Genomic DNA, 23,794 nt, shown 5'->3' on the forward strand with positions numbered 1-23,794 from the left:
TCCCCCCATCTGACGCCTGCAAGCCGCATTCCGCGCCATTTCCCCGCCTGCGCATCCCCTAAAAGCCCTACCGCGGGCCAACCTTGTTTATAATCGCCCTACACTAAAGGACTTCTTTCATGACTGATCAATTCTCCAAAAAGGGCGAAGCCTGGTCGGCCCGGTTTTCCGAACCGGTCTCGGACCTCGTCAAGCGCTACACAGCTTCTGTATTTTTTGACAAGCGCCTGGCGCTGTTCGACATCGAAGGTTCGCTGGCCCATGCGGAAATGCTGCATGCGCAAGCCATCATCAGCCCGGCCGACTACGCGGAAATCCAGCGCGGCATGGCGCAAATTTCGCAGGAAATCGCCAGCGGCCAGTTCGAATGGCTGCTGGACCTGGAAGACGTCCACCTGAATATCGAAAAACGCCTGACCGAACTGGTGGGCGATGCGGGCAAGCGCCTGCACACGGGCCGTTCGCGCAACGACCAGGTGGCGACCGACATCCGCCTGTACGTGCGTGCCGCCATCGACGACATCACCGCCCTGCTGGCGACGTTCCGCAGCGCGCTGACGGACCTGGCCGAGCAGCATGCCGACACCATCATGCCGGGCTTTACCCACATGCAGGTAGCCCAGCCGATCACCTTCGGCCACCACATGCTGGCGTATGTCGAAATGTTCGGCCGCGACGCCGAGCGCATGGCCGACTGCCGCAAGCGCGTCAACCGCCTGCCGCTGGGCGCCGCCGCGCTGGCCGGCACCACCTTCCCCATCGACCGCCTGCGCGTGGCCAAGACCCTGGGCTTCGACGACGTGTGCCATAACTCGCTCGACGCCGTCTCGGACCGCGATTTCGCCATCGAATTTTGCGCCGCCTCCGCCGTGCTGATGATGCACGTGTCGCGCATGGCGGAAGAACTGGTGATCTGGATGAGCCCGCGCATCGGCTTCATCGACATCGCCGACCGCTTCTGCACCGGCTCGTCGATCATGCCGCAAAAGAAAAATCCGGACGTGCCGGAACTGGCGCGTGGCAAGACGGGCCGCGTGTACGGCCACCTGATCGGCCTGTTGACCCTGATGAAAGGCCAGCCGCTGGCCTACAACAAGGATAACCAGGAAGACAAGGAACCGCTGTTCGACACCGTCGACACCGTCATCGACACCTTGCGCATCTTCGCCGACATGGCCGGCGGCATCACGGTGAAACCGGAAGCGATGCGCGCGGCGGCCCTGCAAGGCTACGCCACGGCGACCGACCTGGCCGACTACCTGGTCAAGAAAGGCTTGCCGTTCCGCGACGCCCATGAAGCGGTGGCCCTGGCCGTGCGCGCCTGCGTCGATGCGGGCTGCGACCTGGCCGACCTGTCGCTGGAGCAGCTGCGCGCCTTCTCGCCCCTGACGGGCGAAGACGTGTTCGAGGTACTGACGCTGGAAGGCTCCGTGGCCGCGCGCGACCACGTGGGCGGCACCGCGCCAAACCAGGTGCGCGCCGCGATTGCCCGCGTGCGCACGCAGCTGGAAAAATAAGCGGCGTCGATCCCGCAAGTGCCCCGCTGCAGCAATGCAGCGGGGCGTTTTTCATTGCGCGACGATTTTCGACAGCACGGAGAACGCCGCCCCCGTCTGCGATGCTTCCAGCAGCAGCGTCAGCTCCGTGTAGGTGCAGATGATGTTGATCAGGTTGATGCGGTCCCACGCCAGGCGCCGCAGAATGGCGTGGTACACCCCTGGCGTATAGCAGGTTTCCGGGGCCAGGTGCAAGGTCACCGCCGTCACCCGTTCCAGGCGCGCCAGTTCCTGTTCGCCGCCGAAGACTTCCTCCACCAGCGCATGCAGGCTGCGGCTGCAGATCACCATCACTTCGTTGACGCCGCGCGTCACGGTAATGAAGGTGCCCCGCTGCGGCGCGGCCAGCGCCAGCAGCTGGCGCTGGCAGGCATAGGTCTGGTCGGAATAGCGGTAGGTAAAAATCATCAGTTCACTGCGCGTGGAAAGCTCTCCCGCCCTGTGCGCCAGCACGATTTCGCCGCTCTTCTGCTGCGGCAGCCGTTCGGCCAGGCGGCGCAGTGCCATCACCACGGCAGCCTGTCCCACGGGCTTCCACAAATCCGTCTGCAATTGCGGCTGCAGCTGGCGCGCCAGTTCCGACAGGTTGAGCAAGCCGCGTCCCAAGCCTTCGCTGAGAAAGGCCGACTCCATTACGATCTGTTCCACTTTGGTCGCTATCGAAAGCATAGTTCATCGGGCCGGTGATACCGGTGCACGCACCGGTAGCCGGCAACCCTTCCTCAAAAAAAAGACGCACTGAACCCGCGGCCACGCCGGGAGGCGCGGCCGGACATCGTGAAAAAACCCGTTGCAGGGGCAGATCCGGGCGGCGGCGGCTAGGAAGGCGGATGCAGCATCAGTGCCGCTCCAGAGGGGAAATGGCTGAAACCAATGGCAGAAAACAGTACTGACGTCATGTGAAACTCCCGATTTTTTTCCCGATGCGCGACATGGACGCGGTCATTGCCGCGTGCGCTTTTTTTGTCTGTGCGTGCCCCGCTGGGGGCAACGCGCAAAGCTAGTGTAGATCGCAACATTTAAAAAATGCAACAGTGTTTTGCCAACAGAACGGGCAACGAGACGGACTAGTCCAAAACAGAACTTACGGTTTGCGGCAGATCAAACGTGCGCTGCATAAATGCCAGATAAATGTTCAATTCTTAACAAAAAAAACCATCCTGACCCATTTCTTGAATTTTTTGACATGGCGATATCGACAAGTTTAGTGTCGCCCTACCCGACGCTATCCCATCACAACAACGGCAGGCTATCCGCCCGCCGCCAGGCGCGCCGGGGTGGCCATCAGACAATCGCGGCCAGCTCATTCACCATTTTCCTAACCGATACCATGGAGCAGAAATGAATTTACGTTTGACGATAGTTGCCGCATCCATCGCCGCCCTGCCGCTGATGGCCACCACGGCCGATGCCGCCACGCCGCTGCCACCCACCCTGATGGCCGCGCCGGTCAGCCTGGCGTCGCCACAAGAGACCGCCAGCCTGGTCAACAAGCTGGCGGCACAGGCGCGCAGCCGTGGCCTGAACACCGAACATGGCTTCGTGGTCGGCGCCCAGCATCCTGGCGTGAGCGGCACGCGGGTCAGCCGCGTACAGCACACCTACAAGGGCTTGCCCGTTTTCGGTTCCGAGACGGTGGTCGTCAGCAATAACGCCGGCGACATCGTCAGCGAATCGGTTTCGGACCGCGCCTCCGGCCTCGGCAGCGGTGGCGTCAACTCCGTCACCCGCAGCGCCACCGCCGACATCGACACCACGCCCGCCATCAGCGCGGCGACAGCCATCGCCGCCGCCGTCAAGAACATCGGCGTGCAGGCCGTCGATCACGTGCCGCCGCAGGCGCAGCTGCTGATCTACCCCGTCATGAAAACCGTGCGCGTGGCCGGCGCCGAGAACAAATCGGAAGCGTCGCTCAACGCCCTGGACGTGCAGGACGTCGTCGACCACTATGAGCTGGCCTACCTGGTGCAGACGCGCATGATCAGCGGCAGCAAGCCGGTGTACTACGATACCGTCGTCAGCGCCAGGGACGGCAGCATCCTGCGCCAGTGGAAAGCCCTGAAGACCGTCGTCGGCGTCGGCAACAGCCAGTACAACGGCCAGGTGCCGATCAACACCACCCTCACCGGCAGCACCTACACCCTGAAGGATGCCTCGCGCGGCACGGGCGGCAGCTTCGGCGCCATGGCCATTACCAATGCCAACCACGGCACCACGTCGGGCAGCGTGTACAGCAACACCAGCAATACCTGGGGCGACGGCCAGCAATACATCAGCGGCGGCAGCACCACCAATGCCAACGGCCAGACGGCAGCCGTGAATGCGATGTGGGGCCTGATGAACACCTACGACACGCACAAGAATGTGCTGGGCTGGTCCAGCCTGGACGGCAACAACACGGCCACACACATCGCCGCCCACGTCAATACGGCCTATGACAACGCCTACTACGACAGCAGCTGCAAGTGCATGTACATCGGCGATGGCGGCAGCTCCTTCAACAGCCTCGGTTCGATCGACGTGATCGGGCATGAAATGGGCCATGGCATCACGGACGCCACCTCGGGCCTGGTCTATTCGCAGGAGTCGGGCGGCTTGAACGAATCGAACTCCGATATCGCCGGCGAGATGGTGGAAGCGTATGCGCGCGCCGGCGGCACGGGCACCAGCATCCCCAACACGGGCAACGATTGGATGATGGGCAAGGAGATCGCCAAGAATGGCCAGCCGCTGCGCTGGATGTACAAGCCAAGCAAGGATGGCAGCAGCCCGAACGCGTGGAGCAGCACGCTGAAAAACCTCGACGTCCATTACAGCAGCGGTCCGAACAACCGCATGTTCTACTTCCTGTCGCAAGGTTCGAACTCCACGTCCAGCAGCGACTACTACAGCTCCTACCTGAACAAGAGCCCGCTGGCCATGACCGGTATCGGCAGCGACAAGGCTTACCGCATCTGGTTCAAGGCAGCCACCACCAAGTTCACGTCGTCGACCAACTACGCAGACGCGCGCAACAAGGTGCTGGCGGCAGCCGAGGAACTGTATGGCGTGGGCAGCGCCGAGGCGACCGCCGTCAAGCGCGCGTATGCAGCCATCAACGTGGGTACCGACGTCGATGAAACGACCACGGGCGGCGCAGTGAGCATCACCAGCCAGCCGGCCAGCATCACCGTCGCACCAGGCGCCACCGCCTCGTTCGCCGTGGGCGCGGGCGGCGGCACGGCGCCATACACCTACACGTGGTACCGCAATGGCGCCGTGATCAGCGGCGCCACATCGCCAAGCTACAGCTTCACGACCGTGGCGGCCGACAACGGCGCCGTCTTCAAGGCCACGGTAACGGATTCCTCGTCGCCAGCCGTGACGGCAACGTCGAACAACGCCACCCTGACGGTCGGCACGAGCAGCGCCACCGAACGCGTGACGAACGGCGGCTTCGAGTCGGGTGCCACGGGCTGGAGCGGCACCACGGGCGCCATCGGCACCTTCACCGGCCAAGTGGCGTATGAAGGCACGAAATACGCCTGGCTGGGCGGCAATGGCACGACGGCCAGCGAATCGCTGACGCAAAGCGTGGCCATTCCGGCCGCCGCCACGTCCGCCAGCCTGACGTTTGCGCTGCATATCGACACGGCCGAAACGGGCACCACCGCCTACGACAAGCTGGTCGTCACCGTGAAGAACAGCGCCGGCACCGTGCTGGGCACCCTGGCCACGTATTCGAACGTGAACAAGGCGGCCGGCTACCAGATCCGCACGTTTGACCTGATCGCCTACAAGGGCCAGACCGTGCAGATCTCGTTTGCCGCCACCGAGGACGCTTCGCTGCAAACCTCGTTCGTGCTCGACAAGGTCAGCCTGATCACCCAGTAAGCGGCTGAACATGCGGGCGGCCGGCCAGTTGCCGCCAGTCGCCCGCATCCACCGCACGACACGATTGATTTTCTTGCAATTCCAGTCTACCCTGAGGCAGTGATTGCATCTTGCTTGCTGCCGGTACCCGCGACGAATTGACCTTTTTGGATTGTTCCTGACCGATGCCTACTTCGACCTTGCCCGCACGCGCCGTCTCCCCTGCCAGCCCTTCCCTGTTCACGTCCATGCCCGCCTGACGCGGCCATGCAGTTCCACCTCCAGGTACAGGGCCCGGCGGGCAGCCAGGCGCTGGCCATCGATGCCGCCAGCGAGGCCGAGGCGATCCGCGCGGCCGTGCGTGGCGGCTGGCGCGTGCTGGCCGTCGACGACGGCGCCGCGCAGGACATGGGCACCGTGGTCCGCCCGGCCAAGCAGGGCCTGCCCCTGCTGCAATTCAGCCAGGAGCTGCTGGCCCTGCTCGAAGCAGGCCTGAACCTGGGCGAGGCCATGGCCACCCTGCACAACAAGGAAACGCGCCCGGCCGCCAAAGCGACGCTGGCCGCCATCGTGCTCACCCTGCAGCAAGGCCAGAGCTTTTCCGACACCCTGGCCGATTTTCCCGACATCTTCCCCGACATTTACATCGCCACCGTGCACGCGGCCGAACGCTCAGGCAACCTGCCCGAGGCGCTGGCCCGCTTCGTCGGCTACCAGCTGCAGTTCGACGCCATCCGCAAAAAACTCATTTCCGCCGCCATCTACCCGTGCATGCTGCTCGTCGTCGGTGGCCTGGTGACCCTGTTCCTGCTCGGCTACGTGGTGCCGAAGTTCAGCGTCGTGTATGAAAGCTCGGGCCGCGAGATTCCCTGGATGTCGCAGATGCTGCTGGGTTTTGGCCAGACCCTGGCCGCCCATCCGCTGCTGTGCGCCAGCGCCCTGGCCGGCGCGGTGGCCGCCGTGCTGTTTGGCGTGGCCAATGCCGGCGCGCGCCAGGCGCTGGTACTGCACCTGCTGCGCCTGCCCGTGCTGGCGGAAAAGGCGGCGGAATTCCGCCTGGCGCGCTTCTACCGGGCCCTCAGCCTGCTGCTGCATGCGGGCATCCCGCTGCACAAGGCGCTGGCCATGGTCGCGCCCATGCTGCTGCCGGCGCAGCAGGAGCAGCTGGCGCAGGCGCGCCGCGCGGTGCAGGAAGGCATGCCGTTTTCCACCGCGCTGGAACAGGCCTGCATGGCCACGCCCGTGGCGCAATCGCTGCTGAAAGTAGGCGAGAACACGGGCCGCCTGGGCGACATGCTGGAACGTTCGGCCAAGTTCCACGACGAGGAATTCGCGCGCTGGGTGGACTGGGCCTCGCGCCTGCTCGAGCCGCTCTTGATGACCATCATCGGCGTCGTCATCGGCGGCGTGGTGGTGCTGATGTACATGCCGATCTTTGAACTGGCGGGGAGCTTATCGTGACGGCTTTACCATGAACGCGCGCGACGAAGAACGGGCCGTGCTCGATGCGGCCATGCTGCGCCAGGCCCACGCCAGCGCACTGGCGCAAGGCCGCCCGCAAATGGCCGTGCTGCAGGAAACGGCGGCCCTGCCGCCCGACGTCTTCGTGCGCCAGCTGGCCGCCCTGTTTCGCTACCCGGCGTGGACGATGGCCGATCTGCAGGCGGCCTTGCCCGCCTTTGTCCTGCTGCCCTACACCGACTGCGCCCAGCGCGACTGCGTGCTGCTGCAGCCGGACGCTCCCGGCGCGCCGCCCGTGCTCGTCATCGGCAATCCCTTTGCCGACGACCTGCTGCAATGGGCCGACTTCGCCCTGCGCACGCCCTTTACGGTGGGGCTGGCGCACCCGGACGATTTGACTGCCTACCTGCAGCAGCAGGAAAGCGTGCAGCAGGCGATGCAGGAAATGCAGCACGGTGATGATATGCCTGGACTGGACCAGAGCATCGAGGACATCTCGCTGATCCGCATCAGCGAAGACAGCAGCCCTGTCGTGAAACTGGTGAACTCGACCATCTACGACGCGCTGAAATTCCAGGCCAGCGACATCCACCTCGAATGCGACGTGGCCAGCCTGGTCATCAAGTACCGCGTCGACGGCGTGCTGGTGCAGGCGGGCCAGGTGCAGGGCTTACAAATGGCCGAACAGATCATCTCGCGCATCAAGGTCATGGCGGACCTCGACATCGCCGAGCGGCGCATTCCCCAGGATGGCCGCTTCAAGGTGCGCGTCAAAGGAGCGGAGATCGATTTCCGCGTCTCCATCATGCCGAATATCTTTGGCGAGGACGCCGTGCTGCGCCTGCTGGACCGGCGCGCGCTGACGGAAGCGGCGCAGGCGCTGCGCCTGGAAAGCCTGGGCCTGAACGGGGACGCCATCGAACAGATCCGCCGCCTGGCCGCCAAGCCGCACGGCATGCTGCTGGTGACGGGTCCCACCGGTTCCGGCAAGACCACCACGCTGTACGCGGCCATCACGGAAATCAATACGGGGCGCGACAAGATCGTCACCATCGAGGACCCCGTCGAATACCGCTTGCCGCGCGTGCTGCAAATCCCCGTCAACGAAAAAAAGGGGCTGACGTTTGCACGCGGCCTGCGCTCCATCCTGCGCCACGATCCCGACAAGATCATGATCGGCGAAATCCGCGACGACGAGACGGCGCAGATCGCCGTGCAGGCGGCGCTCACGGGCCACCTGGTGTTTACCACCGTGCATGCGAATAACGTCTTCGACGTGGTGGGCCGCTTTCTGCACATGGGCGTGGACGCCTACAGCTTTGCGGCGGCCCTGAACGGTATCGTGGCGCAGCGCCTGCTGCGTCTCAACTGCGCCCATTGCGCCGTCGACGCCAGCGCCGAGGTGCTGGCCGATACCCAGCAGCTGCGCGACAGCGGCCTGGCGGCGCACCAGGTGCAGGACTGGCAGTTCATGGCCGGCAAGGGCTGCGGCCATTGCCGCGGCACCGGCTACAAGGGCCGCAAAGCCGTCGCCGAAGTACTGATGCTCAGCGACGCCATGCGCGAAATGATCTGCACGCGCGCACCGCTGAGCCAGATGAAGGAGGAAGCGGCACGCAACGGCTTTCGCCTGGCGCGCGAAGCGGGCCTGGACCTGGTGCGGCGCGGCGAAACCACTCTAGCGGAGCTCAATCGTGTCACTTATTGACCATACCCTGTGCCTGCACCTGGCGCCGCAGGCGCTCTACGGCGTGCAGCGCCGCGCCGGCCGTCCCGTCGCGGACAGCGCTTTTCACGTGCCCATCCTGAATCCCGGCGCCAGCTGGGAAGGGGCGCTGGCCGGCTTGCGCGACTGGCTCGAACAGCACCATGAAAAAAAGCTGCCGCTGGCCGTCAGCCTGGCCAGCCGCTGGTGCGCCATGCTGATGGTGCCGTGGAGCGGCGCCCTGCTCGATGCCGACAGCGCGCAGCGTTTTCTGCACAGCCAGTTCGGCGCCGTGTATGGCGACGGCGCCCGCGCCTGGCGCCTGGCCGCCGACGGCGCGCCGTATGGCCAGCCGCGCCTGGCCTGCGGCATCGATGCGGCCCTGCTGCAGGGGATACAGGAGGCGGCCGGCGCGCATGGCCGGCGCTGCCTGTCCATCGAGCCCATCGTGGGACCGGCGTGGCGCAGCATCGCCGGCGGCAAGCCGGCCGCCTTCGCCCTGGTAGAGGAGGGCCGCCTGCTGCTGGCGACGACCGGCGGCGGGCGCATCACGGCCCTGCACAGCCAGTCCTGCGACACGGCCTGGGGCGATGAACTGGAGCGGGCCTGGCGACGCTGGAACCTGCGCGCACCGCAGCTCGATGCCATCGAACAGGTGGCGCTGCTGGACTTGAGCGGCGTGCCGCAAGTGGCACTGTCGGCGCGCTTCCAGTCCATGCCAGCGGCCAGTCCGGCACACCTGATGCGGGAGACCGCATGGGCCTGAGCCGCATCGAATTCATGCCCGCCAGCGCGGAGCAGGCTTTTTCCGGCTGGCGCCTGGTCCTGTGCCTGACCGGAGCCCTGTTCCTGCTGCCGGCCTCCCTGTTCTGGCTCGTACAGGCGCAGGAGGTGCGGCGCCTGGAAGCACAACTGGCGCAGCTGCAGCCCGCCAAGCCCGTGCGCGCGCCGCTGTCCGCCAGCCAGCAGCGCGAGCGCGACATCGAACTGAAACAGGTGGCCCTCGCCGTGCGGCAGCTCAACCTGCCCGTCACACGCCTGATCAAGACGGTGCAGGCGCCACGCGACGTGCGCGTCGCCCTCCTGGGGCTGGACCTGAATGCGCAGCAGGGCCAGGATGGCGCCAGCGCCCTGAAAATTGCTGCCGAAGCGGAAACGCCGCAGGACATGCTCAACTACCTGGCCTTCCTGAACCAGCAGCCCATGTTCAGCTCCGTGTACCTGCTCAAGCACGAGATGAGCGGCAGCGCGGACGCCAGCGCCCCTCAACATCCCTACCGTTTTCAGCTGGAGGCACAATGGCGGCAATAAAACCCGTGCTGACGGTCCGCACGCAGCCTGCACGCCCGCGCCTGCAACTGCGCCTGCCGCCGCGCCTGCAGTGGGAAGCGCAGCACCTGTGGCGTACCCTGGGCTGGCCCTGCGCCATCGGCGCGGCCTGCCTGGCGCTGGCCGCCGTCGCCGTACAGCAGGGCAAGGCGCTGGCGGCGCGCCAGCAGCATCTGGCGACGCAACTGGCGGTGGCGGCAAGACAGTCGGCGCTGCCGCCGACACCCGCCACGCTCGATACGGAAGCCGACAGCCTGGCCGCCTTCCACGCCTACCTGCCCGCACATGACAGCATTCCCGAGCAACTGAAAACCTTGCTGGAAGTGGCGCAAAAGAATGGCGTCACCCTGGCCAAGGCCGACTACAAGCCGCAGGAGGACGGCAACACGGCCTTCTTGCGCTATCAGGTCACCCTTCCCGTGAAGGCCGAATACGCGCAGCTGCAAGCCTTTATCGTCGACGCCCTGCAGGAACTGCCCACGCTGACGCTCGACTCCGTGCTGTTCAAGCGCGAGCAGATCGAGGCAGGCGAGATCGACGCACGCATCCAGTTCGTCCTGCTGGTGAAAAAGCCGGAGGTGCGTTCATGAAAAAAGCCGTACTGGGGGCGGCCGCCGTGGCGACCCTGCTGGCCGCGATCTTCGCGCCCGAGGACGAAGGCAGCATCGTCGGGCCGGCCACGGCCACGCCGCGCCAGGTGGAGCGCGTGCCGGCACCAGCCATCGTCACGGCGGCCAGTACCGCGCCCGCCCGTTCCGCGCTGGCCATCGAGCCGCGCCGGGCACTCGACGATGACGAAGCTGCCACCTTGTTCGCCAAGCAAAGCTGGCAGCCGGAGACGCCGAAAAAAATCATGCTCGACCAGCAGGCGGCCCAGGCCACGCGCACCGTCGCCGCCATCGACCCGAATGCGCCGCCTCCGATGCCATTCCAGTTCCTTGGCCGCTTCGTCGACGAAGGCAAGGCCGCCTACTTCCTGCAAGCAGGCGAACGCAACGTGGTGGCGCGGCCCGGCGACACCCTGGAAGAACGCTACCGCTTCGACGGCGTGGTGCAGGGTTCCCTGCAATTTACCTATCTGCCGCTCAACCTGAAACAGACACTCGCCGTAGGGGACCTCAATTGAAACGACGCGCACCACGTACGATCTTCACCCTGCTGCCCATGCTGTCCCTGCTGGCTGGCTGCGCCGGCAACCAGGCCTACAACGATGGCCAGGCTATGCTGGGCGCGGGCCACACGCAGCAAGGGCTGGCCCTGCTGGAACAGGCGGCACAAGCCGAACCGACGAATGCGAAGTACCGCATCGCCGTCACGAACGGCAGGATGCGCGCCCTGAACAAGCTGAATGGCGCTGCGGAAGCGCTGCGCCAGCAAGGTAATTTACCCGAAGCGCAAGCGCTGTACCGCCAGGCGCTGGCCCTGGACGCCAGCGACGACGTGGCGCAGCGGGGCCTGGCCAGCGTGGCGCAGGACGAGCGCCACCGCAAGCTGGTGCAGGAAGCACAGGCCAGCTATCAGCGCGGCGGCGACGCGAATGTAGCGCAGGCGCAGGAAGCCTTGCGCCAGGTGCTGCAGGAGCGTCCCGCTCAGCGCGACGCGCTGGCCCTGAAAAGCCGCATCGGCGACGAACAGGCCAAAGCCCGCCCGGCCGGCGGCAAGCTGGCCGCCGCCTACCGCAAACCCGTGACCCTCGAATTTCGCGACGCGCCCCTGCGCTCCGTGTTCGATTTTCTCGGCAAGGTCTCCGGCCTGAACTTCGTCTTCGACAAGGAAGTCGATCCCGCCCTGCGCGCCACGATCTCCGTGCGCGACACCAGCATCGAGGAAGCCATCGCCATGCTGCTGGGCGCGAACCAGCTGGAACAGAGCGTCACCAGCGACAAGTCCATCACGATTTACCCGAACACGCCGCAAAAGGTGAAGGATTACCAGCAGCTGGTGGTGCGCACCTTCTTCCTCGCCAATGCGGACGTCAAGACGGTGGCGTTTTCCATCAAGACCCTGCTCAAGGCCAAGGATGTCGTCACCGACGAACGCCTGGGCATCATCATGCTGCGCGATACGCCGGAAATGGTGCGCATGGCCGAGCGCATCATCAACGTACAGGACCTGGCCGACCCGGAAGTGATGCTGGAGGTGGAAGTACTGGAAGTCAAGCGCACGCGCCTGATGGAGCTGGGCATCCGCTGGCCGGACCAGGCCAGCCTGACCCTGGCGGGCAGCGGCACGGGCCTGGGCGGCCTGAAAGTGGCCGACCTGCGCCGCATCAACGGCGAGAATATCAACCTGGGCATCGGCGGCGTCACCCTGAACGCCAACAAGACCGACAGCGACAGCAACATCCTCGCCAACCCGCGCATCCGCGTGCGCAACAAGGAAAAGGCCAAGATTCTCATCGGCGACCGCGTGCCCGTGATTACCGTCACGACGAACAACGGCGTCAGTTCCGACAGCGTCAATTACATCGACGTGGGCCTGAAGCTCGACGTCGAGCCGAACGTGTATCTTGATGACGAAGTGGCCATCAAGATCAACCTGGAAGTATCGAACGTCGTCAAGGAAGTCATCAGCAAGACGGGCACGCAAGCGTACCAGATCGGTACGCGCAGCGCCTCCACGGTGCTGCGGCTGAAGGATGGCGAGACGCAGGTGCTGGCGGGCCTGATCAGCGACGAAGACCGGGGCACGGCCAACAAGGTGCCCGGCGTGGGCGAACTGCCCGTGCTGAACCGCCTGTTCGGCAGCCAGAAGGATGACGCCATGCGCAGCGAGATCGTGCTGTCGATCACACCGCGCCTGCTGCGCAGCATCCGCCGCCCGGACCTGATGACGGCCGAATTCAATTCCGGCACCGAGGCCTCCGTAGGCGGACGCGCCAGCGTGGGCGGCAGCCCGGATTCCGTCGCCGCACCCGAACAGGCCGCGCCGCGCGCCGGTTCGCCCATGACGGGCGGCGACGAGGCGCCTGCCGGCGACAAGTCTGCCGCTACGCCCGCCGCCACCGTCAAGGGCGGCCAGTGAGCTGGCCCATGAAGCCGCGCGGCTTTACCTTCATCGAGCTGATGATCACCCTGGCGATCATGGCGACCTTGGCCACGGTCGCCGTGCCGATGGCGCAGGTGGCGCAGCAAAGGGCGAAGGAACACGAATTGCGCAGTGCCCTGATCGAGATCCGCGAGGCCATCGATGCCTACAAACGCGCTTCCGACAATGGCCGCATCAAGCTGTCGCTGGGCGCTTCCGGCTATCCGAAGAAGCTCGATGAACTGGTCGAGGGTGTGCCCGACCAGCGCAGCCCCTCGAAGCAGAACATGTATTTTCTGCGCCGCCTGCCGCGCGATCCGTTCCAGCCACGGGAAGAAGGCAGCGCAGCCGACAGCTGGAACAAGCGCGCCTATGCCTCGCCGCCCGACAATCCCAGCGAAGGCGAAGACGTGTTCGACGTCGCCTCGCGCTCGACCAAGGCGGGCCTGAACGGCGTGCCGCTCAATCAATGGTGACCGACATGTCCTACCCGTACTTGCGGCGTGGCTTTACCCTGGTCGAACTGCTGGTGGTGCTGGCCATCATTTCGCTGCTGCTGACGATCGCCATTCCCCGCTATTTCGGTTCGGTGGAAAAGTCGAAGGAGGTCGCCCTGAAGGAAAACCTGCAGGTGCTCAGGAGCGGCCTGGATAAATACTATGCCGACAAGGGCGAGTATCCGGCCGCGCTGGCCGACCTGGTCACCCACCATTATTTCCGCAGCGTGCCCATGGACCCCGTCACGGAGTCGTCCGCCACGTGGCAGCTGGTGCCGTCGCCGAATGGCGAAATCGGCGGCGTGGCCGACGTGCGCAGCGGCGCCAAGGGCAAGACGCGCGAGGGCATCCCGTTTGAACAGCTCTAGTTTTCGACGCCGTGCGCGGGGATTTGCATACGTCTGGACCCTGCTGCTGGTGGCCTTCATGGGCGTGGGCCTGGTCGTGGCCAGCGAACTGCTAGCCACGGCCGCGCGGCGCGACAGGGAGCGCGAGCTGCTGTTCATCGGCCATGAATTCCGCAATGCGCTGGGGCGCTACTATGACAGCACGCCAGCCGACGGCCGCCCGCGCTACCCGCTGACCCTGCAGGAACTGCTGAAAGATCCGCGCTTCGCCAACGCCCGGCGCCATCTGCGCCGCGTGTATGCGGACCCCGTCACGGGCAAGGCGGAATGGGGACTGCTGCGCCAGGAAGGACGCATCGTCGGCATCCATTCCCTGTCGCCGCAGCTGCCCATCAAGCAGGACAACTTCCTTGATGAAGACGCCAGCCTGCGCCGCAAACAGCGCTACGCGGACTGGCAGTTCACCTATCCGCACGACCTGGTGCTGGCCCCGCCCGATGCCGCTGGCGGGGTGCCCGGCCTCAAGCCGAAAGGCGCAAACTGATATCATGCGGCTTTCCGCAACACGCATCGGCATCACGCATCGAACAAGGAGCAGGCATGAGCATAGGTGGCACTTCCATCGAACAGGCATTGGCATCGCTGTCGGACATGACGTCCGGCATGGTCGCCATCGGCAAGGACGAACACGCGCAGCGCATCGCCAAGGCGCAGGCATTCATGCGCCAGCAGGGCATCGCCGCGATCTATCTGAACGCGGGATCCAACCTCACCTATTTCACGGGCACCAAATGGTATGCCAGCGAACGCATGGTGGGCGCCATCCTGCCGGCCAGCGGAGATATCGAATATATCGCGCCCGCCTTCGAGGAAAGCACCCTCACGGGTTTCATGCTTATCGAAGGCAAGGTCAATTGCTGGGAGGAGCATGAAAGCCCGTATCAGCTGTTCGTCGACGTGCTGGCGCGCATGGGAATCGCCCAGGATGCCGCCGCGCCGCCGCGCGTGGGCATCTGCGAAAGCGCCGCCTTCTTCATCTACGACGGCATCCGGCCGCTGGCGCCAGGCTATATGCTGGAAAACGCCCGCGCCGTCACGGCGTACTGCCGCAGCCGCAAGTCCGCGGCGGAAATCGCCCTGATGCAGCGCGTGATGGACATGACCCTGGCCGTGCACGTGGCTACGGCCAGCATGCTATATGAAGGCATCACGACGGTGGAAGTGGAAGAATTCATCCAGCGCGCGCACCGCAAGGTGGGCGCGCCGCGCTCGTATTTCTGCATCGTGCTGTTCGGCGAAGCGACGGCCTATCCGCACGGCGTCAACTACGTGCAGACCCTGAAGGCGGGTGATACGGTGCTGATCGACACGGGCTGCCAGGTAATGAACTACATTTCCGACATCACGCGCACCTATGTGTTTGGCGACATCAGCGAGCGCCAGCGCTCCGTGTGGAACAGCGAAAAGGCGGCGCAGGCCGCGGCGTTTGCCGCCGCCCGGCTGGGCGTGCCCTGCGGCGACGTGGACCGCGCCGCCCGCGTCTCTTTGGCGTCGGACGGCTTCGGCCCCGGCTACAAGCTGCCCGGCCTGCCGCACCGTACGGGCCACGGCATCGGCCTCGATATCCACGAATGGCCTTACCTGGTCGGCAATGACACCACGCCGCTGGACGTGGGCATGTGCTTCTCGAACGAGCCGATGATCTGCATCCCCGGCGAATTCGGCATCCGCCACGAAGACCATTTCTACATGACGGAAAACGGCCCGCGCTGGTTCACCGAACCGGCGCACAGCATCGACGACCCGTTCGGCTTGCAGGCTTAAGCGGCCTGCGCCAACGCCAGCCGCCGCACCGCCGGCGCGCTGGTGATCGCTGGCGCACCGGCCGGCGCCAGCTTGAACACGGCCAGCGCCGTGCCCAGCTGCACGGCCTGTTCCTGCAGCGATTCGGCCGCCGCGACGCTTCTGCCACCAGGGCCGAATTCTGCTGCGTCATCTGGTCCATGTGGCATGTGACCAGCGAGCAAAACCATGCTACAGAGAAAAGACTTTGCTTTGGAAAGTTTTCTGCTGGCAATGCGCTATTTCACCGATTTTCAAGGAAAAAGCACGCGTTTTAGAAGTTTTTTTCTAAAACAGCACCTCATGCAAAACCACACTTTTGCCTATATTTTTCATACACGTATGGATGATTCAGCCAGCAAGAAACCTTGGCATCCTGCCCGGCGCGCCAGGGTTTCTTAATCCTTCAAGCGCACGCTGGCGGTGCCGGCAAGGGACCGAACAGCGCCTCCAGCGACAGACCGATGGCCAGCAAGCGACTGTCGCTGCCCAGCGGTCCGTCGATCTCCATCCCCACCGGCAAGCCCTCTGCCGTGATGCCAGCCGGCAAGGACAAGCCGGGTATGCCCGCGTTGCTGGCCGGGTCCGTATTGCGGATCAGGGTGGTGAACGCATCGCCCGCGGCGCCGCCGTCCACCGCGATGGTGGACGAGCCATGTACGCCATCGATGGCTACGGCGCACACGGGCGTGGTGGGGAAAAAGATCGCGTCCAGGCGGTGCCGCGCAAAATAGTCGCGGTACAAGGCCTGCAAGCGGGGCCGCTGCACCAGCAGGGCGTCGGGGTACGCCGCGCCAAACGCATCGCCCAGGATGGCGCCAAACGCATGCTGCACGTCGGGGCTGGCCACCTGCGCGGCGATGTCGTCCAGCGTGAGTGGCGCGCCGCCCGCGGCCAGGTAGGCGGGAATCGCCTGGCGCGGCTCGTGCAGCGCCAGCGGGAACGACACCTTGCCGTTCGCCTCCATCACGTCCTGCATGCCGAGTTCGACCAGCACCACGCCCGCCTGCGACAGGGTTTCCCTGGCTTGCGCCATGACGGCCGCCACGTCGGCGTCCAGCGGCTGCCAGAAAGCGGCCGGCACGCCAAAGCGCAGGCCGGCCAGCGGCTCCGGCGAGGGCACGCTCCGGCCGGACAGCACGCTGTCGAGCAGGGCCACGTCGGCCACCGTGCGCGCCATGGGGCCCAGCGTATCGCGCGTGTGGCTGATCGGCACCGTGCCGCTGGAATCGTAGCACCGCTCGGCGCCGCCGTCGCCCACGGACGGGCGCAGGCCGACGATGCCGCACAGGGCGGCCGGCACGCGCGTGGAGCCGCCCGTATCCGTGCCCAGGCCTGCCGGCGCGATGCGCGCGGCGATCGCCGCCGCCGTGCCGCCGGAAGAACCGCCCGGAATGCGCGCGCTGTCATACGGATTTTTGACATGTCCGGCAAAACTGGAAAAATTCGTGCTGGTGGCGCCAAACGCCAGCTCGTGCAGGTTCGCCTTGCCCAGCACGATGGCGCCCGCGTCCAGCAAGCGCTGCACGCCGGGCGCATTCGCCGACGGATACCAGTCGCGCAGGGCCGGCGTGCCGGCGGTCGTCGGCATGCCATGCGTGTCGATATTGTCTTTGACAACGATGGGCAAGCCCGCCAGCGGCGGCAAAGGCTGGCCCGCCGCGCGCGCCGCATCGACACGCATGGCGGCGGCCAGCGCGGCATCCGCATTGACCGTGATCAGGCTGTTCAAGCCCGCTTGCGCGCGCGCCTGCGCCAGCAAGGTACGCATGTAGTCGGCCGCACCCAGGCTGCCGTTGGCGATGGCGGCCACGGCATCGCTGGCGCTCAGGGCCAGCTGCGCCTGCGCGGCGATGGAAGCTTGATCGTCTGCCTTGTTCATTACATCTCTCCCTTAAAAAAAAGGCGCCGCCCACGCGCACATCGCAGGCGGCGCCGGTCAAGCCTGTCCTGCCAATGTGCCTTACTCGCGCTTGGAAACGAGGGTCAGGATGTCATAGCTGGCCACCAGCTCCTCGTTCTGGTTCGTCACCTGCACATCCCACGCGACCACGCCCTGGCCCACGCCAAACACGTCCTTGCGGTTGCGGTCCACCTTGCGCTTGCACGTCAGGCGCGCGCGGATGGTGTCGCCGATGGCGACGGGCGCGACGAAGCGCAGGTTATCCAGGCCATAGTTGGCCAGCACGGGGCCGACGCCGGGCGAAACGAACAGGCCGGCGGCGGCCGACAGCACGAAGTAGCCGTGGGCGATGCGCTTGCCGAACTGCGATTCCTTGGCGGCGATTTCGTCGAAGTGCATGTAAAAGAAGTCGCCCGAGATGCCGCCGAAGGCGACGATGTCCGCTTCGCTGACGGTGCGGCGGTGCGTCAGCAGCGAGTCGCCCGTCTTCAAGTCCTCGAAATGCTTGCGGAACGGGTGGATCGGGCTTTCATTGACGTCCGCGCCGCGCACGTATTCGCCCGTGATGGCCGCCAGCATGGTGGGCGAGCCTTGCACGGCCGCCCGTTGCAGGTAGTGGCGCACGGCGCGCACGCCGCCCAGCTCTTCGCCGCCGCCCGCGCGGCCAGGGCCGCCGTGCTTCAGCTGCGGCAGGGGCGAGCCATGGCCCGTCGAATCGACGGACGCCACGCGTTCGAGCACGTGCACGCGGCCATGCGTGGCCGCCACTTGCGGCACCACGCGCGCGGCGATCTTCGGATCGCGCGTCACCAGGGTGCTCACCAGGCTGCCCTTGCCGCGCGCGGCCAGGGCCAGCGCCTCGTCGATATCGTTATAGCCCATCATGGTGCTGACGGGGCCGAAGGCTTCCACGTCATGCACGGCATCGTTGCCAAACGCGTCGCGGCACAGCAGCAGGGTCGGCGAGAAGAAGCTGCCGTCACTGGCGCCATCGCCCAGCGGGTTGAAGCCATCGGCCGCACCGAACACCACCTCGTTGCCCTGCGACAGGGTGGCGACGCGCTCGGCCACGTCATTCTGCTGCTCCTTCGAGGCCAGCGCGCCCATGCGCACGCCCTCGATGGACGGATCGCCCACCACCACCTTGGCCAGGCGTTCGCGCAGGCGCGTGCCGACAGCGTCCATCAGGTGCTCGGGCACGATAATGCGGCGGATGGCCGTGCACTTCTGGCCCGACTTGCCCGTCATCTCGCGCACGACTTCCTTGACGAAGAGGTCGAACTCCACGTCGTCCGGCGTGACGTCCGGCGCCAGGATGGCGCAGTTGAGCGAATCGGCTTCGCCGTTGAACGGCACGGAATTGGCGATCAGGTTCGGATTCGTGCGCAGCTTGGCGGCCGTGGCGGCCGATCCCGTAAACGTCACGAAATCCTGGCCATTCAGGCGGTCCAGCAAGTCGCCCGTGGAGCCGATCACCAGCTGCAGACTGCCCGCCGGCAGCAAGCCCGATTCGTGCATCATGCGCACGACGGCCTGCGTCAGATAGCTCGTCGCCGTGGCCGGCTTGGCGATGCAGGGCATGGCCGCCAGGAAGCTCGGGGCGAATTTTTCCAGCAAGCCCCAGATGGGGAAGTTGAAAGCGTTGATGTGCACGGCCAGGCCGCCGCGCGGCACCAGGATGTGCGTGCCGGCGAAGCCGCCCTTCTTGCCCAGCGCGATGGCCGGGCCTTCGTGCAGCACGTTCGACGACGGCAGCTCGTTGCTGCCCATGCTGGCGTAGGCGAACAGGGTGCCCGTGCCGCCTTCGATATCGACCCAGCTATCGGCCCGCGTGGCGCCCGACAGGTGCGAGATCGCATACAGTTCTTCCTTGCGCTCGACCAGGTACAGGGCCAGCGCCTTCAGGCGCGCGGCGCGCTGCTGGAAGTCGAGCGCCATCAGGCCAGGCACGCCCGTCTTGCGCGCATACGTGACGGCTTCGTCGAAGTCGATCTTTTCCGCATGCGTGTGATAGATGACGCGGTTGTTCAAGGCGCTGTGCAGGGGCACGGCGGCGCTGTCGCCCAGCCAGCGGCCGGCGATCAGGCTTTGCAGGGTAGATATTTCAGCCATGTGGTTTACTCCTATGTTGGTTTACTGCGCTGCTGCGTTCTTGTGCAGGTGCAGCGGCAATGCGGATTCAAAATTCAGGCGCTGGCGGTTCGCCTCGACTTCCGTCAGGGCTTCCACCTCGCGCATCGTCTGCATGGAGCGCACGGCCAGTTCGTGGTACTGGCCCGTGCCCGAGCTTTTCCATTTGATTTCATCGTCGGTGAGCGCGCGCATCACCTTGGCCGGCGTGCCGACCACCATGCTGCGCGGCGCGATGATCATGCCCGCCTTCACGAAACTCATGGCGGCGACGATGGATTCCTCGCCGACGATGGCGTTGTCCATCACCACGGCATTCATGCCGACGAGCGCATTGCGGCCGATGCGGCAGCCATGCAGCACGGCGCCGTGGCCGATGTGGCCATCGACTTCGACCACCGTGTCGCAGCCGGGAAAACCGTGCATGACGCAGGTGTCCTGCAGGTTGGCGCCCTCTTCCAGGATCAAACGGCCGAAGTCGCCGCGGATCGAAGCCAGCGGGCCGATATAGCAGCGCGGGCCGACGATCACGTCGCCGATCAGCACGGCCGACGGGTGCACGTAGGCGCTGGGGTGGACGACGGGGGTGACGCCGTTGATTTCGTAGACTTTGACCATGTTGTTCTCCTATTATGCAATGGGGTGACGCTTTCCTGTACCCCACAACCTTGCACTGCCGGGGTCGGACCCTGAGGGTTCGACCCCGGTATTTTCCTTCGGGTTACATCCCCAAATAAGCGCTCTGCACCTGCTCGTTATGCAGCAATTCGGGACCCGGGCCGGACAGGGTGATGGCGCCCGTCTCGATCACGTAGCCCACGTCGGCAATCGACAGGGCCGCATGCGCGTTCTGTTCGACGAGGAAGATGGTGATGCCCTGGTCGCGCAATTCGGCCACGATGCGGAAGATTTCCGCGATCAGCAGAGGGGCCAGGCCCATGCTGGGCTCATCGAGCAGCAGCAGTTGCGGACGGCCCATCAGCGCGCGCGCCATGGCCAGCATCTGCTGCTGCCCACCGGAGAGCGTCCCGGCCAGCAGCAGGCGCTTTTCCTTCAAAATCGGGAACAGGCCGTACATGCGCTCCATGTCGCCCGCCACGTCCTGCGGCGGGCGCGTGAAGGCGCCCAGACGCAGGTTGTCTTCCACCGTCATGGGGCCGAACACTTGCCGCCCTTCCGGCACCTGGCAGATGCCGCTGCGTACACGCCTGTCGGCGCTCATGCGGCTCACGTCCTGGCCGGCGAAGGCGATGCTGCCGGCGCTGATCGGCTGCACGCCGGAGATGGCCCGCAGCAGGGTCGTCTTGCCCGCGCCATTCGCGCCCACCAGCGCCACCAGCTGGCCCTGGCGTACCTGCAGGGCTATGCCGTGCAGGGCCTGGATGCGGCCGTAGTGGCTAGTCAGCCCCTGTATATCGAGCACCAGCGGTGTCTGAGGTTTTTCCATCTTCATCATGCCGCCACTCCCAGATACGCCGCCACCACATCGGGATTGGCGCGCACTTCGGCGGCGGTCCCTTCGGCCAGCTTCTTGCCATAGTCGAGCACCAGGATATGGTCCGACAGATTCATCACCAGTTTCATGTCATGCTCGACCAGCACGACCGTCACGCCCGACTGCGCCACCTTGCGGATCAGGGCTTCGATCTCGCCCGTCTCCGTGTGGTTCAGGCCCGCCGCCGGTTCATCGAGCAGCAGCACTTTCGGCTTGGCCGCCAGCGCGCGCGCGATTTCCAGGCGTTTCAAGGCGCCATACGACATCTGGCCCGCCTCGTCATCGATATGCCGTCCCACGCCGACAAACTCCATCAGGCCCGCCGCCTCGTCGCGGCATGCCGCATCGGCGCGGCGCACCGACGGCAAACGCAGCATGGAAGCGAACAAGTTCTGGTTCAGGCGCAGGTGCGCGCCCACCATCACATTGTCGATGGCCGTCATGTTCATGCACACCTGCAGGTTCTGGAAAGTGCGGCTCATGCCGCGCCGCGCCAGCGCGTCGGGCGGCATGGCGGCCACGTTTTCGCCATTGAGCAGAATCTCGCCCTTGCTCGGCGTGTACACGCCCGTGATCAGGTTGAACAGGGTCGTCTTGCCCGCGCCGTTCGGCCCGATCACGGAGTGGATATTGCCTTCCTTGACGGTAAAACTGACATCCTGCACCGCGTGCACGCCGCCGAAGCTCTTGCTCAGGTTCTTAATCGTCAGCATCTCACACCTCCTGCGCGGATTTGACGGGTGCCTTGGGCGTGGCAGCCCGCTTGCGCGAACGGCTGGCCAGGCTCGGCACGAGGCCCTTGGGCATGAAGATCATGGTGGCCATCAGGATCACGCCAAACACCACCGTTTCCCAGCCTTCAAAGCTGGACAGCAGCTGCGGCAAAATCGTCAGCAGGGCCGCGCCGATGATGGAGCCGAAGATCGACGCCATGCCGCCCACCACCACCATCGTCACCAGCTCGATCGAGTGGAAGAAGCCGGCCAGGTTGGGCGTGATGAAGCCGATGTAATGGGCGCTGACGCTGCCCGCGATGCTGGCGATGATGGCCGACAGCACGAACACGCGCACCTTGAAGCGGGTCGTGTCGACACCCACCACGCGGGCCGCCACTTCCGAGCCGTGAATGGCCTGCAGCGCGCGGCCGACGGGCGAATCGATCAGGTTCAGGGCCAGCCACGTGACCAGCAACAGCAGCACGGCGCACACCAGGTACCACGATTTCTCGCCGGCGATTTCCAGGCCGGCCACCGTGAAGGCGGAGACGCCGATGCCATCAGGACCGCCCGTCCATTGCGTCTCGTTGTTGATGACGATGGAGATGATGATGCCCAGGCCCAGAGTCGCCATGGCCAGGGTATGGCCCTTGAGTTTCAGCACCGGGCGCGCCAGCAGCAGCGCCAGCAGCCCCGTGGCGACGGCGCCGGCGCCCAGGGCAGCCAGCGGCGGCCAGCCGTAATGCGTGGTCAGCACGGCCGACGCATACGCGCCCAGGCCATAGAAACCCGCGTGGCCGAGGCTGATCTGGCCCGTGTAGCCCATCAACAGGTTCAGGCCGATGACGACGATGGCGTTCAGGGCGATGCGGATCGCCACGTCATAGTAAAACGCGTTGGCGAGGAACAGGGGCAGGATGGCCAGCACCAGCGCCAGCACCAGCAAGCCGCCGTGGCGCGGGCGTGTAAAAAAGTTGGTCATACACGCTCCGAATTTTTGGCGCCAAACAAGCCTTGCGGCAGGAAGAACAGGATCAATAAAATCAGCACGAAGGGTACCGCGTCCTTGTAGGCCGAGGATATGTAGCCGGCCGTCATGGCTTCGGCGATGCCCAGGATCAGGCCACCGGCAATCGCGCCCGCGCCGCCGCCCAAGCCACCCAGCACGGCGGCGACAAAGCCTTTCAGGCCCAGCATGATGCCCGCGTCATACGAGGTATACGTGATGGGCGCGACGAGGATGCCGCCCGCCGCGCCCAGCAGGGCCGACAGGCCGAACGAGAACAGCAGCACCTTGCGCGTGTTGATGCCCACCAGTTGCGCGGCCAGCTTGTTGTGCGACGTGGCCAGCATGGCCTTGCCCATCAGGGTGCGGCCAAAGAACCATCCCAGCACCAGCACGATGACGACCGTCACGCCCAGCACCCACAGGCTTTGCGGCAGCAGGCTGGCGCCGAGGAATTCGATCGGCGCATCGCCGGAAAAGGCCGGCAGCGAATGCGTATCCTTGCCCAGCCAGATCTGCACCAGGCCGCGCAGCACCAGCGAGGCACCGATGGTGATGATCAGCAGGGTGATGACCTGCGCGTTCTGCGCAGGTTCGATCACGGTTTTTTCCATCAACAGGCCAACCAGACCGGTGGCGATGACGGCCAGGATGATGGCCAGCGGCAGCGGCATGCCGGCGGCCGACATCACGGCGGCCAGCATCCCGCCCAGCATGATGAACTCGCCCTGGGCGAAGTTGATGACGCCACTGGTGTTGTAGATGATGGTAAAGCCCAGCGCCGCCAGCGCATAGGCGGAACCGACCGTCATCCCCGAATACAAAAATTGTAAAAATTGAGCGACTTCCATGGTGTCTCCATTATGTTCGGCGATGCGCGGGCCGCCATCGGGGGCGGCCTCGCGCAGGTACTTCCGGCTTACCTACT

At 65.4% G+C, this 23,794-nt stretch carries 23 protein-coding genes; 14 read left to right on the plus strand and 9 right to left on the minus strand.

All coding sequences use genetic code 11. The annotated features are described in order from the left end of the window. The first annotated feature begins 119 nt into the window (after nt 1-119). Nucleotides 120-1,517, plus strand: a complete 1,398-nt coding sequence (gene argH / locus EBS11_RS11510) for an argininosuccinate lyase (protein ID WP_290603115.1) — start codon at nt 120-122, stop codon at nt 1,515-1,517. Between the two features lie 51 nt (nt 1,518-1,568). Here the strand turns inward: argH and EBS11_RS11515 are convergent, their stop codons facing one another. Continuing rightward, complete coding sequence (locus EBS11_RS11515; protein ID WP_290603116.1) at nt 1,569-2,204, minus strand: hypothetical protein; 636 nt, start codon at nt 2,202-2,204, stop codon at nt 1,569-1,571. Between the two features lie 693 nt (nt 2,205-2,897). On the opposite strand from EBS11_RS11515, the gene EBS11_RS11520 reads away from it, so the two are divergent. From EBS11_RS11520 to EBS11_RS11575, 12 genes are all read left to right on the plus strand, one after another. Beyond that, complete coding sequence (locus EBS11_RS11520; protein WP_290603117.1) at nt 2,898-5,429, plus strand: M4 family metallopeptidase; 2,532 nt, start codon at nt 2,898-2,900, stop codon at nt 5,427-5,429. A gap of 246 nt (nt 5,430-5,675) precedes the next feature. Continuing rightward, nucleotides 5,676-6,869, plus strand: coding sequence for a type II secretion system F family protein (locus tag EBS11_RS11525; RefSeq protein ID WP_290603118.1), 1,194 nt, complete (start codon nt 5,676-5,678; stop codon nt 6,867-6,869). Between the two features lie 10 nt (nt 6,870-6,879). Further along, the gene (locus EBS11_RS11530) at nt 6,880-8,577 is read left to right on the plus strand and encodes a GspE/PulE family protein (RefSeq protein WP_290603119.1); all 1,698 of its coding nucleotides are present in this window, start codon (nt 6,880-6,882) and stop codon (nt 8,575-8,577) included. Then, on the plus strand, nt 8,564-9,340 hold the full coding sequence (locus EBS11_RS11535) for a hypothetical protein (RefSeq protein WP_290603120.1): 777 nt from the start codon (nt 8,564-8,566) through the stop codon (nt 9,338-9,340). Before EBS11_RS11530 ends, EBS11_RS11535 begins: the two co-directional genes overlap by 14 nt. Beyond that, entirely contained in the window at nt 9,331-9,885 is a 555-nt protein-coding gene (locus tag EBS11_RS11540) for a hypothetical protein (RefSeq protein ID WP_290603121.1), read from the plus strand. The genes EBS11_RS11535 and EBS11_RS11540 overlap by 10 nt, the downstream gene beginning before the upstream one ends. Next, the gene (gene pilO / locus EBS11_RS11545) at nt 9,873-10,493 is read left to right on the plus strand and encodes a type 4a pilus biogenesis protein PilO (RefSeq protein WP_290603122.1); all 621 of its coding nucleotides are present in this window, start codon (nt 9,873-9,875) and stop codon (nt 10,491-10,493) included. The genes EBS11_RS11540 and pilO overlap by 13 nt, the downstream gene beginning before the upstream one ends. Beyond that, complete coding sequence (locus tag EBS11_RS11550; protein ID WP_290603123.1) at nt 10,490-11,029, plus strand: hypothetical protein; 540 nt, start codon at nt 10,490-10,492, stop codon at nt 11,027-11,029. The genes pilO and EBS11_RS11550 overlap by 4 nt, the downstream gene beginning before the upstream one ends. After that, on the plus strand, nt 11,026-12,927 hold the full coding sequence (locus EBS11_RS11555) for a secretin and TonB N-terminal domain-containing protein (protein ID WP_290603124.1): 1,902 nt from the start codon (nt 11,026-11,028) through the stop codon (nt 12,925-12,927). Before EBS11_RS11550 ends, EBS11_RS11555 begins: the two co-directional genes overlap by 4 nt. Nucleotides 12,928-12,935: 8 nt before the next feature. Then, a complete protein-coding gene (locus tag EBS11_RS11560; RefSeq protein ID WP_290603125.1) occupies nt 12,936-13,406 on the plus strand; it encodes a type II secretion system protein in 471 nt (156 codons plus the stop codon). A 5-nt stretch (nt 13,407-13,411) separates the two neighbouring features. Further along, on the plus strand, nt 13,412-13,795 hold the full coding sequence (locus tag EBS11_RS11565; protein ID WP_290603126.1) for a type II secretion system protein: 384 nt from the start codon (nt 13,412-13,414) through the stop codon (nt 13,793-13,795). Continuing rightward, entirely contained in the window at nt 13,782-14,318 is a 537-nt protein-coding gene (locus EBS11_RS11570) for a type II secretion system protein (protein WP_290603127.1), read from the plus strand. The genes EBS11_RS11565 and EBS11_RS11570 overlap by 14 nt, the downstream gene beginning before the upstream one ends. A gap of 56 nt (nt 14,319-14,374) precedes the next feature. Further along, nucleotides 14,375-15,598 carry a Xaa-Pro peptidase family protein gene (locus EBS11_RS11575; RefSeq protein ID WP_290603128.1) on the plus strand — a complete coding sequence of 408 codons (1,224 nt, stop codon included), beginning with the start codon at nt 14,375-14,377 and terminating at the stop codon, nt 15,596-15,598. On the opposite strand, the gene EBS11_RS11580 is transcribed toward EBS11_RS11575, so the two are convergent. Further along, complete coding sequence (locus tag EBS11_RS11580; protein ID WP_290603129.1) at nt 15,595-15,786, minus strand: hypothetical protein; 192 nt, start codon at nt 15,784-15,786, stop codon at nt 15,595-15,597. The genes EBS11_RS11575 and EBS11_RS11580 overlap by 4 nt on opposite strands. 19 nt (nt 15,787-15,805) lie before the next feature. Between EBS11_RS11580 and EBS11_RS11585 the strand changes: the two genes are divergently transcribed. After that, a complete protein-coding gene (locus EBS11_RS11585) occupies nt 15,806-16,018 on the plus strand; it encodes a hypothetical protein (RefSeq protein WP_290603130.1) in 213 nt (70 codons plus the stop codon). A 4-nt stretch (nt 16,019-16,022) separates the two neighbouring features. Here the strand turns inward: EBS11_RS11585 and iaaH are convergent, their stop codons facing one another. From iaaH to EBS11_RS11620, 7 genes are all read right to left on the minus strand, one after another. Further along, nucleotides 16,023-17,498, minus strand: a complete 1,476-nt coding sequence (iaaH, locus tag EBS11_RS11590; RefSeq protein ID WP_290603131.1) for an indoleacetamide hydrolase — start codon at nt 17,496-17,498, stop codon at nt 16,023-16,025. An 81-nt stretch (nt 17,499-17,579) separates the two neighbouring features. Then, nucleotides 17,580-19,631, minus strand: a complete 2,052-nt coding sequence (paaZ, locus tag EBS11_RS11595; protein ID WP_290603132.1) for a phenylacetic acid degradation bifunctional protein PaaZ — start codon at nt 19,629-19,631, stop codon at nt 17,580-17,582. A 21-nt stretch (nt 19,632-19,652) separates the two neighbouring features. After that, nucleotides 19,653-20,267 carry a phenylacetic acid degradation protein PaaY gene (paaY, locus tag EBS11_RS11600; protein WP_290603133.1) on the minus strand — a complete coding sequence of 205 codons (615 nt, stop codon included), beginning with the start codon at nt 20,265-20,267 and terminating at the stop codon, nt 19,653-19,655. Nucleotides 20,268-20,370: 103 nt separating this feature from the next. Beyond that, nucleotides 20,371-21,102, minus strand: a complete 732-nt coding sequence (locus EBS11_RS11605) for an ABC transporter ATP-binding protein (RefSeq protein WP_290603171.1) — start codon at nt 21,100-21,102, stop codon at nt 20,371-20,373. Further along, on the minus strand, nt 21,102-21,857 hold the full coding sequence (locus EBS11_RS11610; protein WP_289903418.1) for an ABC transporter ATP-binding protein: 756 nt from the start codon (nt 21,855-21,857) through the stop codon (nt 21,102-21,104). The genes EBS11_RS11605 and EBS11_RS11610 overlap by 1 nt, the downstream gene beginning before the upstream one ends. A gap of 1 nt (nt 21,858) precedes the next feature. Continuing rightward, on the minus strand, nt 21,859-22,842 hold the full coding sequence (locus EBS11_RS11615; protein WP_290603134.1) for a branched-chain amino acid ABC transporter permease: 984 nt from the start codon (nt 22,840-22,842) through the stop codon (nt 21,859-21,861). Then, entirely contained in the window at nt 22,839-23,717 is an 879-nt protein-coding gene (locus EBS11_RS11620) for a branched-chain amino acid ABC transporter permease (protein WP_290603135.1), read from the minus strand. Before EBS11_RS11620 ends, EBS11_RS11615 begins: the two co-directional genes overlap by 4 nt. Between the last annotated feature and the right edge of the window lie 77 nt (nt 23,718-23,794).

This window comes from Janthinobacterium sp. (assembly GCF_009923995.1).
Taxonomy (GTDB): Bacteria; Pseudomonadota; Gammaproteobacteria; order Burkholderiales; family Burkholderiaceae_D; genus Janthinobacterium.